The organism is Saccharopolyspora spinosa NRRL 18395, assembly GCF_000194155.1.
In the GTDB taxonomy this organism is placed as follows: Bacteria; Actinomycetota; Actinomycetes; order Mycobacteriales; family Pseudonocardiaceae; genus Saccharopolyspora; species Saccharopolyspora spinosa.
In genome coordinates this window covers 267,576-280,184 of record NZ_GL877878.1, presented here as the reverse complement: position 1 = coordinate 280,184, position 12,609 = coordinate 267,576, and the positions used below count along the sequence as shown (strand labels likewise).

Genomic DNA, 12,609 nt, shown 5'->3' with positions numbered 1-12,609 from the left:
TTCGGCTGAACGTGAAAACGGGCCCGGCACCAAGAGGTGCGGGCCCGTTTCGCGTGTTCTGGTCAGGGGCGGTGGAACAGGACCAGGACAGCCGCCGATGCGGCGACAGCGATGATCAGGCTGATGAAGCCGAAGGGCAACGGGCGGCGGAACCACACCCGCCCGTAGTCCAGGGCGACCCGGCCGGGGCCGGTGAACATCAACCCGAGTCCCAGCACGCCGAGCGCCGCCTCCAGCTCGAAACCACCGGCGGCGGCGAAGAACCCGGCGCCGAGCTTGAGGAAGATCGCGTTGGTCATCACGCCGACGATCCCGGCGGCGGCAAGCGGGGTGAACAGGCCGAGCACCAGCAGCGCACCGGCTCCGAGCTCGGTGCCGCCGGTCACCAGGGCCAGCGCGGCGCTTTGCTCGAAGCCCATCTTGCTCAGCGCGATGGCGAACCCGTCGGGCTCCGGGCCGTCGAGAACGCCGAAGAGCTTCTGCGCGCCGTGCGCGAGGAAGATCCCGCCCAGCGCCAACCGCAGGATCAGCAGGCCGAGGTCGGTGCCCGCGTTCCAGCCGAAGGGCTTGCGCGGGTCGCCGATCTCGTCGTAGTAGTCGGATGGAGCAGCAGCGCGCCGATCGACCACGGACGTGGCCTCGGCATCGCTGTAGCCGTCATCGTCGTCGTATTTGGCGTATTTCTGGGCATCGAGACTCTGCGTGCTCTGCGCACTCTTCACACTCGCTGCACCCTTCACACTCGACGCACCCTGCGCGCTTGCCCCTGGCTGCTGGGCGTGCGCGCCGTAGTTGCGATCGTCGGGGTAGCCGCCCGCACCGCCGGGGCGATCGTCGTGAATCCTCACGCCGGACGAGGCTAGGGCATGGTCACCCCAACGTGCGAGCCTTTCCGGCAAAAGCTTCTCGACACGTGACTTGTTCGATACTGCGTAACACCGGCTGGGGGAAAATGGTCCGATGGCCGATCAGTTGTTCCGGGAATTCGACGTTTCCGCAGGTGGCATGCCGTCTCGAGGCTGGGTTTCCCCGCCGGGGATCGCGGCTTCGCAGGCGGTCCTGGTGTGTCCTGAGGTCGGTGGGGCACCCGAGTTGCTGCCGGTGGATTCGTCGGCTCGGACGATGGGCTGGACCCCGAACCGCAACCCCGAGAACACGCTGGGTGATCACATCGACGACGCGTTGGCGGTGCTCGACGACGCCGAGGTGAAGGACTGCACTGTCGTCGGCTGGTCCGCCGGCACGGTGGTGGCGGTCGAGCTCGCCCGGCGGTTCCCGGACCGGGTCCGCGGGCTGATGCTGCTCGCCGGGCCGCCGACGGCGGGCGCGGACGCGCTGCTAGCCGCCTTCGGCGTGCCGGAACTCGCCCGGCGGCTGCTCGCGGTCGGCGGTTCCGCCTCGCTGCGGCTCGTCGGCGGCCTGCTTTGGTCGATCACGTCGCGGCTGCCGGTCACTGACTTCTCAGCGCAGCTCGTCCGGTACAGCGGCCTGCTGCACCCCGACACGGATCGGTCGGTCGCCGCGGCCGTGGTGCGGCAACTGCTGCACGAGGACTGGCAGTGGCACTTGGCGTTGAGCCTCGCCTGGAGCGCCTCCGCCCGGACCCAGGTGGCCGGGCTGAGCTGCCCGCTGACCGTCCTCATCGGACGGCACGATCCGCTGTCGGACTTCTCCAGCACCGCCAAGGCGGTCGCGGCGCTGCCGCAAACACGGGTGCGGATGCTGGCGACGTCGCACTTCATCCCATTCGAAGCCCCCGACGTGGTGCGCGAGGAGCTGGCCCTGCTGCTGCGCCGGGTCGAAGCGGTGGAGTGCGCCCGCCTCGGCATCGACCCACCGCCGCCCCCGGTGCGCCGCATCCGGCTGCCGCTCCCGGAACCAGGCCCCCGCCGCCGAGCCGAGAACCCGATCAGCTGAAGAAAGGTGTTCCGCATCCCGGAACACCGCTGCCATGTTGACCCGCACTCGCAATTCAGTGGAAATCCAAGACCCGATTTCCAATTGAGCCTCTTTCGTCCTGGCCGATCCGCAGCCGCGAGGCTGGAAGTCCCACGGTCCGGGGCGACCGCAAGTGGCATTAGCCGCCGGCACCGCCGCGGGTTCTCAGCGGTTCGTCTCGTGAGGACGGCCCGGACGCCGCGTATTGGTCCATAAACAAGTCGGGGATCCCACAGCCGGGAAAACCGCTGAGGTTCCGCCGCTCGTACCGCAACGCAAGAAGGGGTTGGAAAATGCTCATTGAAATTGCGGGGCCGACACGAGGAGGCGGTTCGCGCACGTCCTCACCCGGGGTTTACCCCTCGGCCGATAGGCTCGGGCGTCGTGGCAGTCTCGTTTCGCATGCGTCGTCTCCTGCTGGGCATGGCCGCCGTGCTCGGCACGCTGCTGGCGGGCTGCGCGCAATTCCCCGACGAGCACACCAGGCCGTGGGGCGACCCTCCCTCGCTGGAGCCGCAGGCCGGTCCGCAGCCGTCGTTCGAGAGCGAGCCCACGCCGCCGGGACCAGGCACCTCACCGCAGCAGCCCAACGCGCCGGTAGGCTGCGAGGATCCCGATCCGGCCGTGGTGGCCACCTGCCTGGACCCGGTCGGAGCGATAGCGGTCCTGCCCGACGGTCAGGGCGCGCTGGTCGGCGAGCGGGCCACCGGGCGGGTGCTGCGCGTGCAGCGCGGCACGAAACCCGTTGAGCTGGCGCAGATCCCGGTCGATCCGAGTGGCGGCGGCGGGCTCACCGGGCTGGCGCTGTCCCCCACCTACCACGAGGACGAGCTGTTCTACGCCTACGTCACGACCAGCAGCGACAACCAGGTCGTGCGGGTCGCGGCCGGGGACCGGCCCAAGCCGGTGCTGACCGGCATCCCGAAGGGTTCGACGGGCAACGCCGGGGCGATGCTCGACGACGGCCAGGGCTCGCTGCTGATCGCCACCGGCAACGCGGGCAGCCCGGCCAGCGCCTCCAATCCGCAGTCGCTGGCGGGCAAATTGCTGCGCATCGACGGTTCCGGCAAGCCAGCCGTAGGCAATCCGGACCCGAAGTCGCCGGTGATCGCCAGCGGGTTGACCGAACCGGGCGGCCTGTGCGGCACGCCCGCGCTGGGCATGTACTGGGTGACCGACCGCAGCGGTGGCCAGGATGCCCTGTACCGGGTGCAGCTCGGGAAGCCGCTGGGCTCGCCGGCGTGGACCTGGGCGGAGCGGCCGGGGGTGGCAGGTTGCGCCGCCGACCCGGCGACGGTGGTGGTTTCGCTGCGCGACGCCGCCGCGCTGTACACCTTGCACCCGGCGCCGGACGGCACCTTCACCGGTCAGCCGACGAAGGTCATGGAGAACACCTATGGCCGGTTCTCCGCCGCGGCGCTCGGCCCGGACGGCCTGATCTGGCTGGGCACCGCGAACAAGGACGGCGGTCGCCCGATCTCCAGCGACGACCGCGTCCTACGCATCGAGCCCCCGTCGGGCGGCTCCGCGGGCAAAGACTGAACGGCTCCGCTTGCGGAATCCGGGTGAACTCGGTGCATCCCGGCTTCATCGACACCCCCATCCTGGACGGCGTTCGCGGCACCGACCGGGAGGCGGCGATGCGGATGGTGACGCCGCTGGGCCGCCTCGGGCGCCCGGCCCAGGTCGCCGCGGCCGTCGCCGACCTGGCCAGCGACGACGCCTCCTTCACCACCGGCTCCGAGCTATACGTCGACGGGAGCTACATGGCCCGGTGAACCCACCCCCCAGTTTCAATTGAAACCGCACCCCACACACAGCCCAGGTCCGTCCACAGTTTCAATTGAAACTGGGGACCTGGTGGGAAATGCGAAGTGGGGAACCGGAAGTTCCGGTTCCCCACTTCGGTTTTCGGCAGTTCGCGTCCGACGCCGCTACTGGCCGCAGGCCGCGAGGACGAGCTCGCGGACCCGCTTGGCGTCGGCCTGGCCCTTGGTGGCCTTCATGACCGCGCCGACGATCGCGCCCGCCGCCTGCACCTTGCCGCCGCGGATCTTGTCCGCGATGTCCGGCTGCGCCGCCAGCGCCTCGTCGATCGCGGCCTGCAGCGCCGAATCGTCGGACACGACCTCCAGGCCGCGCGCCGCGACGACGTCGTCCGGCTCGCCCTCACCGGCGAGCACCCCGTCGACGACCTGCCGGGCCAGCTTGTTGGTCAACTTGCCCTCGGTGACCAGTGCGATCACCCGAGCCAGCTGCTTCGGGGTGATCTCCAGGTCGGCGAGCTCGACGCCACGGGTGTTGGCCTGCTGCGCCAAGTACGAAACCCACCAGGACCGGGCGTCGCCGGAGGGCGCGCCCGCGTCGACGGTCTGCGCCACCAGCTCCAGCGCTCCGGCGTTGACCAGGTCACGCAACTCCTCGTCGGACAGGCCCCAGTCCTCCTGCGCGCGCTTGCGCCGCTCCCACGGCAGCTCGGGCAGGGTCTTGGCCAGCTCCGCGACCCACTCGCGGGACGGCGCGATCGGCACCAGGTCGGGTTCCGGGAAGTAGCGGTAGTCCTCGGAGGTCTCCTTAGGGCGGCCCGCCGACGTGGTGCCGGTGGACTCGTCGAAGTGCCGCGTCTCCTGCAGAATCGAGCCGCCGGAGGCCAGCACCGCGGCGTGCCGCTGCATCTCGAAGCGCACCGCACGCTCCACGCTGCGCAGCGAGTTGACGTTCTTCGTCTCGGTGCGGGTGCCGAACTCCGCGGTGCCCTTCGGCATCAGCGACACGTTCGCGTCGCAGCGCAGCGAGCCCTGGTCCATCCGCACGTCGGAAACATCCAGCGCGCGCAGCAGATCCCGCAGCGCCGTGACGTAGGCGCGCGCGACCTCGGGAGCCCGGTCCCCGGTGCCGACGATCGGCTTGGTGACGATCTCGATCAGCGGCACCCCGGCGCGGTTGTAGTCCAGCAGGGAATAATCCGCGCCGTGGATGCGGCCGGTGCTGCCGCCCATGTGCGAGGACTTGCCGGTGTCCTCCTCCATGTGGGCCCGCTCGATGTCGACCCGGAAGATTTCGCCGTCGTCCAGCACCACGTCGAGGTAGCCGTCGTGCACGATCGGCTCGTCGTACTGCGAGGTCTGGAAGTTCTTCGGCATGTCCGGATAGAAGTAGTTCTTCCGGGCGAACCGGCACCACTCGGCGACCTGGCAGTTCAGTGCCAGCCCGATCCGGACGGCCGCCTCCACGGCCTTGCCGTTGACCACCGGCAGCGAGCCCGGCAGGCCCAGGCACACCGGGCAAATCTGGGTGTTCGGCTCGGCGCCGAAGGCGTTGGCGCAGCCGCAGAACATCTTCGTCCGGGTGGACAGCTCCACGTGCACTTCGAGCCCGAGCACCGGGTCGAACCGCGCGAGGACCTCGTCGTAGTCCATGATCTCGGCGACGGCGGTCACTTGTCGTCCTCCCCCTTGCGCATGGCCCGCACGGCCAGGGCGGTGCCGGTGATCAGCCCGAGCGCGGTGATGATCGCGTCCGCCAGCGCGAGCTTGTCGTTCTTCTCCCGCGCCGCGCGGAAGCTCGCCCGCAGCCCGAGGCCGGCCGAGAGCACGGAGGCGAGTTGGAACGCTGCCTTGATCTTCGGGTTCATCGCGCGACCTCCAGCCGGGGAACACGGTTGATGAGCGGGCCGTCCTGGCTCGCGTTGCGCGCCGCCTCGTAGGCCGCGCCGACCCGGTACAGCCACTCGTCGGCCATCGCCGGGGCCATGATCTGCAACCCGACCGGCAGACCGTCCTCATCGGACAGTCCGCACGGGACGCTCATGGCGGCGTTGCCGGCCAGGTTGGACGGGATGGTGCACAGGTCCGCGAGGTACATCGCCATCGGGTCGTCGACCCGCTCGCCGATCTTGAACGCGGTGGTCGGCGTGGTGGGCGACACCAGCACGTCGACCTGCTCGAAGGCGGCGGTGAAGTCGCGGGTGATCAGCGTCCGCACCTTCTGCGCCTGGCCGTAGTAGGCGTCGTAGTAGCCCGAGGACAGCGCGTAGGTGCCGAGCATGATTCGCCGCTTCACCTCGGGCCCGAACCCGGCCTCGCGGGTCAGCGACATGACTTCCTCCGCGCTGCGCGCCCCGTCGTCGCCCACGCGCAGGCCGTAGCGCATCGCGTCGAAGCGGGCCAGGTTGGAGGAGCACTCGCTCGGCGCGATCAGGTAGTACGCCGGCAGCGCGTAGGCGAAATGCGGGCAGGAGACCTCGATGACCTCCGCACCCAGCGCGGACAGTTGCTTGACGGCGGCGTCGAAGGCCCGCTGCACGCCCGGCTGGTAGCCGTCGCCGGAGAACTCGCGGACCACGCCGACGCGCACGCCCTGCAGGCCGCCCGAAGCGCCCTGCTCGGCGGCGGTGACGACCTGCGGCACCGGCTGGTTGATCGAGGTCGAGTCCAGCGGGTCGTGCCCGGCGATCACCTCGTGCAGCAGCGCGGCGTCCAGCACCGTGCGCGCGCAGGGACCGGGCTGGTCCAGCGAGGAGGAGAACGCGACGAGGCCGTAGCGGGAGACCCCGCCGTAGGTCGGCTTGACGCCGACCGTGCCGGTCACCGCGCCGGGCTGGCGAATCGAGCCGCCGGTGTCGGTGCCGATCGCCAGCGGCGCCTCGAACGCGGCCAGCGCGGCCGCCGAACCGCCGCCGGAACCGCCGGGGATGCGCTCCAGGTCCCACGGGTTGCGGGTCGGGCCGTACGCGGAGTTCTCGGTTGACGAGCCCATCGCGAACTCGTCCATGTTCGTCTTGCCGAGGATGACCACGCCCGCCTCGCGCAGTCGGCGCGTGACGGTCGAGTCGTACGGCGGGACCCAGCCCGCCAGCATCTTGGAGCCGCAGGTGGTGGGCATGTCGGTGGTGGTCAGCACGTCCTTGAGCGCCAGCGGCACACCGGCCAGCAACGACGTGACGTTCCCGGCGGCGCGATCCTCGTCAACCCGCCGGGCGGCGGCCAGCGCGCCGTCGGCGTCGACGTGCAGGAAGGCGTGCACCTCCGGGTCGACGGCGGCGATCCGGTCCAAGTGCGCCTGCGTCACCTCGACCGACGTGACCTCGCCCGCCTGCAGCTTGGCGGCGAGCTCGGATGCGGTCAGCCCGGCCAGGCTGCCGCCGGATGCGGTCGACGTCATCAGGCCTCCTCGGTGAGAATCCGCGGCACGCGGAACCGGTCCTCTTCGGCGGCCGGCGCCGCGGCGAGCGCCTGCTCGCGCGACAGGCCCGGCCGCACCTCGTCCTCGCGGAAAACGTTGGTCACCGGCACGGCGTGCGAGGTCGGCGGGATGTCGTCCGCAGCGACCTCGCCCACCTTGGCCACCGCATCGAGGATCTGGTCGAGCTGGCTGGCGAAGGTGTCGAGCTCCGCCTCGGTGACAGCCAGCCGCGCCAGGCCGGCGAGGTGCGCGACCTCGTCGCGGGAGATCTTGGACACTGCGAAGGCTCCCTGGTCATGTCCGGTTTCACGGGCACCGCTCAGTCTATGGCGGTGCCCGGGTCCGGCCGCCGGGGGGAGGTCCGCGGCCGCGGACTCACGACACAGCGGCAACACTCGCAGCGACGAGGCGACGACAGGACGACGGTACGGCGGGAAACCGCAGGTCCTTCCACTCCGTGGACGCCGGGGGCACCGGTGGGGCGCGGCGTCTGACACAATTTCAGTGCCAGTTCCTCGCACGAGGGGCCGCTAGAACGCGACCAAGTGCGGTGGTGAGCAGCGCGGCCGGCGAGGTGTCGCGCACGAAGCTGGAGGCGTTGAGTCCGGTGTCCTTCCTCATCCGGGTGCAGATACCGGACCGGCCCGGCAACCTCGGGTCGGTGGCGAGCGCGCTCGGCGAGATCGGTGCCGACATCCTCAGCGTCGACGTGGTCGAGCGCAGCAACGGCGTGGCGATCGACGACCTGGTCGTGGAGCTGCCCTCCGGTCGGCTGCCCGACGTGCTGATCACCGCGGCCGAGTCGATCGACGGCGTCGAGGTCGATGCGGTCCGGCCCTACGCGGGCGTGCTGGACACGCACCGCGAGCTGGAACTCGTCGAGGAGATCGCGGCCGAGCCGGGGCGCGGGTTGCAGATCTTCGCCGAGGGCGTCCCCAAAATCATCCGATCCGGTTGGGCGATCATCTTCGGGCACCGCTCGGGCGGGGCGGAGCAGCTGGCCGCCAGCACCTCGGCCCCGCAGGAGGGCTACCTGGAGCTGCCGTGGCTGCCGCTGGCGCGGGCGACGATCCTGGACGGCGACGAGGACTGGGTGCCGGACACCTGGAAGGAGCTCGGCACCGAGCTGGCGGCGACGCCGATCGGCAAGCCGGACCGGGTGCTGCTGGCGGGACGCCCGGGAGGCCCGATGTTCCGCACCGCGGAGCTCGCCCGCCTGGCCCACCTGGCCGGCATCGTCTCGGTCGTCCTCGACGGCTGACCACGCCACCTACAACCTCTCCAGGCCGCAATTTCCGAAGGTTCGATTTCAATGGAAATTGCGGCCTTGCAGGTTCTATCGCGACCGAGGAGTTCAGCCTCCTCCGCCAGCCCGGCGGACTCGCGGGCGTCACTCCTCCTCGGCCGGCAGCGCGACCTCGGCGGCGGCCTCCGGGCCGTCGTCCAGCAGCACCCGGAAGCCGTTCTCGTCGAGCACCGGAACCTTGAGCTGCATGGCCTTGTCATACTTCGAGCCCGGCGAGTCGCCGACCACGACAAAGGCGGTCTTCTTCGACACCGAACCGGCCGCCCGCCCGCCGCGAGCCATGATCAGCTCCTTGGCCTCGTCGCGGGAGAACGTCTGCAGCGTGCCGGTGACCACGATCGACAGGCCTTCGAGGGTGCGCGGGATCGACTCGTCGCGCTCGTCGGCCATTCGCACCCCGGCGGCCCGCCACTTGCGCACCACCTCGCGGTGCCAGTCGACCTCGAACCATTCGCGCACCGCGGTGGCGATCGTCGGCCCGACGCCGTCCGCGGCGGCGAGCTCCTCCTCGGACGCCACCTCGATCCGGTCCAGCGAGCCGAACTCGCGGGCGAGCGCCTGTGCGGCGGTCGGCCCGACGTGCCGGATCGACAGCCCCACCAGCACCCGCCACAACGGCTTCTCCTTGGCCGTGTCCAGGTTCGAGAGGAGCTTGGCGCCGTTGGCCGACAAGTCCCCTTCCTTGTTGCGGAACAGCGGCGTCTTGAGCAGCTTCGACTCGTCGAGGTCGAAGATGTCGCCCTCGTCCTCCACCACCCCGGCCGCCAGCAGCGCGTTCGCCGCCTCGTAGCCGAGCGCGTCGATGTCCAGGACCTTCCGGCTGGCCAGGTAGAACAGCCGCTCACGGCGCTGTCCGGGGCAGCCCTGGGCGTTCGGGCAGCGCAGGTCGACGTCGCCTTCCTTCTGCTGCGACAGCGGCCACCCGCACTCCGGGCACACAGCCGGCATGACGAACTCGCGCTCGTCGCCGGTGCGCACGTCGACCACCGGGCCCAGCACCTCGGGGATCACGTCGCCGGCCTTGCGGATCACCACACGGTCGCCGATCAGCACGCCCTTGCGGCGCACCTCGTCGGCGTTGTGCAGGGTCGCCATAGACACCGTGGACCCGGCGACCTTCACCGGCTCCATCACGGCGAACGGCGTGACCCGGCCGGTGCGGCCGACGTTGACCTGGATGTCCAGCAGCCTCGTGGTGGCCTGCTCCGGCGGGTACTTGTAGGCGATGGCCCAGCGCGGCGCGCGGGAGGTGGTGCCGAGCCGGCGCTGCAACGGGACCTCGTCGACCTTGATGACGATGCCGTCGATCTCGTGCTGAGCGGAGTCGCGGTGCTTGCCCCAGTAGTCGATGTGCCCGACCAGTTCGTCCAAGGTGGACAACACGACGGTGTGCCCGGACACCGGCAGACCCCACGCCTTCAGCGCGGCGTAGGACTCGGACTGGCGGTTCGGTTCGAAGCCGTCCCGCTTGCCCAAGCCGTGGCAGATCAACCGTAGCGGCCGGCTGCGGCTGATCCGCGGGTCCTTCTGCCGCAGCGACCCGGCGGCGGAGTTGCGCGGGTTGGCGAACGGGGGCTTGCCTGCCTCAACGAGCTTGGCGTTGAGCTCGGCGAACTCGTCGACGCGGAAAAACACCTCGCCGCGGACCTCCACCAGCGCTGGCACCGGGAACTCGTCGGTCCCGGTCAGCTGCTCCGGCACATCGCCAATGGTGCGGACGTTGAGTGTCACGTCCTCGCCGGTGCGGCCGTCGCCCCGGGTCAGGGCGCGCTCCAGCCGCCCGTCCCGGTACAGCAGGTTGATCGCCAGGCCGTCGATCTTCAGCTCGCACAGGTAGTGCACATCGGTGCCCACCTCGCGCTCCACCCGGTCGACCCAGACCTGCAGCTCCTCGGTGCTGAACGCGTTGTCCAGGCTCAGCATCCGTTCCAGGTGTGCGACCGGGGTGAACTCGGTGGAGAAGGTGCCGCCCACCACCTGCGTCGGCGAGTCCGGCGCCTGCAGCGCGGGGTGCTCGGCCTCCATCTCCTGCAGTTGCGCGAACAGCCCGTCGAACTCGCCGTCGGAGATCGTCGGTGAGTCCAGCACGTAGTAGCGGAACTGGTGGCCACGGACTTCCTCGGCCAGCTCCGCGTACCGCTCGCGCACCTCGGCGGGCACGTCTTCGACGCCTTCCGCCGCGCGGCCCGCGGCGGGGTCGCTGGGCGCGACCTCCTCTGCGGTGGCAGCGGTGTCGTTCACGACGAGGTCCCGGTCCACATCCTTGCTGGTCACGCCCCGAGACTAGCGAGCGTCCCCGACAACAGCACGCACGACTCGTCGGAGCGGTCAATCCGGTGGGAACCGGCTTCGCCCCTCAAGACTCGGTCGGCGCCGATGCGGTGCGGGCGAGTTCGCGGACCAGTTCGCGGAACTCCAGCAGGCCGATCGAGCCTTCGGGTTCCAGTTCTGCGGTCTCCACCCGGCCCAGCCGGTCGGCCGCCAGCCGCTCGCCGAGGGTCGCGTCCAGCGGCAGGAACGTCAGCGCCCGGCGCGCGTTCTCCTCCAAGCCGCTGAAACCGGGGTGGTAGACGGCGACGTCGACCAGCCCCTCGGCCTCGTCGACCTGGGCGACGACCCGCACGTCGGCCAGCGGGTACTTCTCGCCCCGCAGGTTCACCGTGACCTCGGTCGGGTCCGGCACCGGCGGCACGGAGTCGTGGTACTCCCAAAGCGTGTCGGCGGCTGGGGCCGCGGCCATCCAGGCGTCCGTGTAGGGGCGCAGTTCGGGGTCGGCCTGGGCGCTGATGACCAGCGCGTACACCGCCTTCTCGCCGTGCTCGATGGCGAAGGTCAGGTTCGGGTGCACATCGGCGAGGGCTTCCGCTACCAGGCTCTCGATCCGCTGCGGCACGCTGTCGCCGAGCGCGGAGGCGATCTCCGGCAGCAGGTCGTCCCACCGCTGCCAGAACCGCGTGGCGCGGTCGGCCGCCTCGGCGTGGACCTCGACCGGCTCAGCGTTCTCGGCGTTGTCCGGGGCTTCGGCGTTGCGACGGCGGAGGAACCTGAACATGCCCACCATTGTGCCGGGTGCGGTGCTGTCTTCGGGGCCGATCCCGCGGACTCACGGGTCCGCCAGTTCGGCGGCGACGATGCGGGCGAGCTCACCGGCCTCCACGCCGCGCACGTGCCGTGCCCCGACCAGCATCCCGGCCAGCGCGGTCAGCGCATCCTCGTGAGTTGCCTGCCGCAACGCCTCAACCGCGCGCAGCTGGTTGCGGATCTTGCTGCACGGGCGGCTCCGGGTGCTCTGCCAGGACCATTCCCGGACCACCGCGCCGAGCGCACCGTGGTCGATCGAACCCGCTCTGATCAGGGATGACAGGGTCCGCCGCACGACGGGGTGGTCGACGCAGCCCACGGTTGCGACCACGTGCCGCGCAGCCGCGGCGACGGCCCGTCGCCGATCGGGCTCGGCTGCCAGGCGCAGCGCCGCGACCAGTTCGGGCGGGTAGCCGGCGATCTCGTCCAGCGGATTGGGATCCCCGACCAGGTCGTCGGGCCACGGCGCGACCGGGAAGGTCTGGAAGTCGCCGACGAGCCAGTCCGGGGTCGGCGACAGCCCGGTCAGCCGCCCTGCCAACGCCAGCATCAGCGCCACCGGATCGGCCTGCGACCAGGGCAATCCGGCGCGAACGACTTCAAGCTCGTCCGGTCGGCTGCCCTCCCGGTACTCCGGCAGCACCGCCTCGAACGAGGTCCGGACGTCGCCGAGCACCGCATACGAGAAACGAGTGAGCGCGCTCGCGTCCCAGAACACCGAGACGGCGACCTGCCGCGCGGCCTGGCGCAGCACTTCCGGCCGCTGCCCCTGCCGACCGCTGTCCTCGACCACCAGCACCCAGCCGCCCACCTGCCGAAGCGCGATCATGGGGTATTTCTCCTGGTGGGCGAAGGCTTCCTCGCAGAAGTCGTCGATGTCCAGCAGCCGGCCGAACCCGGCGACGGCACCGAAGTCCTCAGCCACCTCACCGACGTCGTCGCCCCGCACGAAGGTCAGGCACGCAGCATCCTGGATGGTGCTCCGCCGAATCCACTCGGCCCGCTCGAGCTCGCTGATGCAATGACCGCCCACGAGTTCTTCCTACCAGCGCAACGACTTCCGCACGGCGAATTCCGAAAAACACGCACCGACAAGAAAT

At 70.5% G+C, this 12,609-nt stretch carries 12 protein-coding genes; 4 read left to right on the top strand and 8 right to left on the bottom strand.

Going from position 1 to position 12,609, the window contains the following annotated elements:
• Positions 1-62: 62 nt before the first annotated feature.
• Entirely contained in the window at positions 63-722 is a 660-nt protein-coding gene (locus SSPN_RS0101435; RefSeq protein WP_237710413.1) for a DoxX family protein, read from the bottom strand.
• A gap of 238 nt (positions 723-960) precedes the next feature.
• Between SSPN_RS0101435 and SSPN_RS0101430 the strand changes: the two genes are divergently transcribed.
• The 3 genes from SSPN_RS0101430 to SSPN_RS59090 all read left to right on the top strand — a co-directional run bounded on the left by SSPN_RS0101430 (position 961) and on the right by SSPN_RS59090 (position 3,716).
• Positions 961-1,917, top strand: coding sequence for an alpha/beta fold hydrolase (locus SSPN_RS0101430; protein ID WP_010305587.1), 957 nt, complete (start codon positions 961-963; stop codon positions 1,915-1,917).
• Between the two features lie 423 nt (positions 1,918-2,340).
• The gene (locus tag SSPN_RS0101425) at positions 2,341-3,480 is read left to right on the top strand and encodes a PQQ-dependent sugar dehydrogenase (RefSeq protein WP_237710412.1); all 1,140 of its coding nucleotides are present in this window, start codon (positions 2,341-2,343) and stop codon (positions 3,478-3,480) included.
• Between the two features lie 23 nt (positions 3,481-3,503).
• Positions 3,504-3,716 carry an SDR family oxidoreductase gene (locus SSPN_RS59090; RefSeq protein WP_010305578.1) on the top strand — a complete coding sequence of 71 codons (213 nt, stop codon included), beginning with the start codon at positions 3,504-3,506 and terminating at the stop codon, positions 3,714-3,716.
• A gap of 156 nt (positions 3,717-3,872) precedes the next feature.
• Here the strand turns inward: SSPN_RS59090 and gatB are convergent, their stop codons facing one another.
• From gatB to gatC, 4 genes are read right to left on the bottom strand one after another with little or no spacing between them, the layout of a single operon-like run.
• The gene (gene gatB / locus SSPN_RS0101415; RefSeq protein WP_010305575.1) at positions 3,873-5,378 is read right to left on the bottom strand and encodes an Asp-tRNA(Asn)/Glu-tRNA(Gln) amidotransferase subunit GatB; all 1,506 of its coding nucleotides are present in this window, start codon (positions 5,376-5,378) and stop codon (positions 3,873-3,875) included.
• Positions 5,375-5,572 (bottom strand): hypothetical protein, encoded by a 198-nt coding sequence (locus tag SSPN_RS0101410; RefSeq protein ID WP_010305573.1) that lies wholly within the window; start codon positions 5,570-5,572, stop codon positions 5,375-5,377. The genes gatB and SSPN_RS0101410 overlap by 4 nt, the downstream gene beginning before the upstream one ends.
• On the bottom strand, positions 5,569-7,101 hold the full coding sequence (gene gatA / locus SSPN_RS0101405) for an Asp-tRNA(Asn)/Glu-tRNA(Gln) amidotransferase subunit GatA (protein WP_010305571.1): 1,533 nt from the start codon (positions 7,099-7,101) through the stop codon (positions 5,569-5,571). Before gatA ends, SSPN_RS0101410 begins: the two co-directional genes overlap by 4 nt.
• Positions 7,101-7,400: an Asp-tRNA(Asn)/Glu-tRNA(Gln) amidotransferase subunit GatC gene (gene gatC, locus SSPN_RS0101400; protein ID WP_010305570.1), complete on the bottom strand. Its 300-nt coding sequence runs from the start codon at positions 7,398-7,400 to the stop codon at positions 7,101-7,103. The genes gatA and gatC overlap by 1 nt, the downstream gene beginning before the upstream one ends.
• A gap of 329 nt (positions 7,401-7,729) precedes the next feature.
• Between gatC and SSPN_RS0101395 the strand changes: the two genes are divergently transcribed.
• Entirely contained in the window at positions 7,730-8,383 is a 654-nt protein-coding gene (locus tag SSPN_RS0101395; RefSeq protein WP_029534856.1) for an ACT domain-containing protein, read from the top strand.
• 129 nt (positions 8,384-8,512) lie between these two features.
• Here the strand turns inward: SSPN_RS0101395 and ligA are convergent, their stop codons facing one another.
• From ligA to SSPN_RS0101380, 3 genes are all read right to left on the bottom strand, one after another.
• Positions 8,513-10,669: an NAD-dependent DNA ligase LigA gene (gene ligA, locus SSPN_RS0101390; protein ID WP_044573164.1), complete on the bottom strand. Its 2,157-nt coding sequence runs from the start codon at positions 10,667-10,669 to the stop codon at positions 8,513-8,515.
• A 115-nt stretch (positions 10,670-10,784) separates the two neighbouring features.
• The gene (locus tag SSPN_RS0101385) at positions 10,785-11,480 is read right to left on the bottom strand and encodes a hypothetical protein (protein WP_010305564.1); all 696 of its coding nucleotides are present in this window, start codon (positions 11,478-11,480) and stop codon (positions 10,785-10,787) included.
• Positions 11,481-11,531: 51 nt separating this feature from the next.
• Positions 11,532-12,542 (bottom strand): DUF6461 domain-containing protein, encoded by a 1,011-nt coding sequence (locus SSPN_RS0101380; protein WP_010305563.1) that lies wholly within the window; start codon positions 12,540-12,542, stop codon positions 11,532-11,534.
• Between the last annotated feature and the right edge of the window lie 67 nt (positions 12,543-12,609).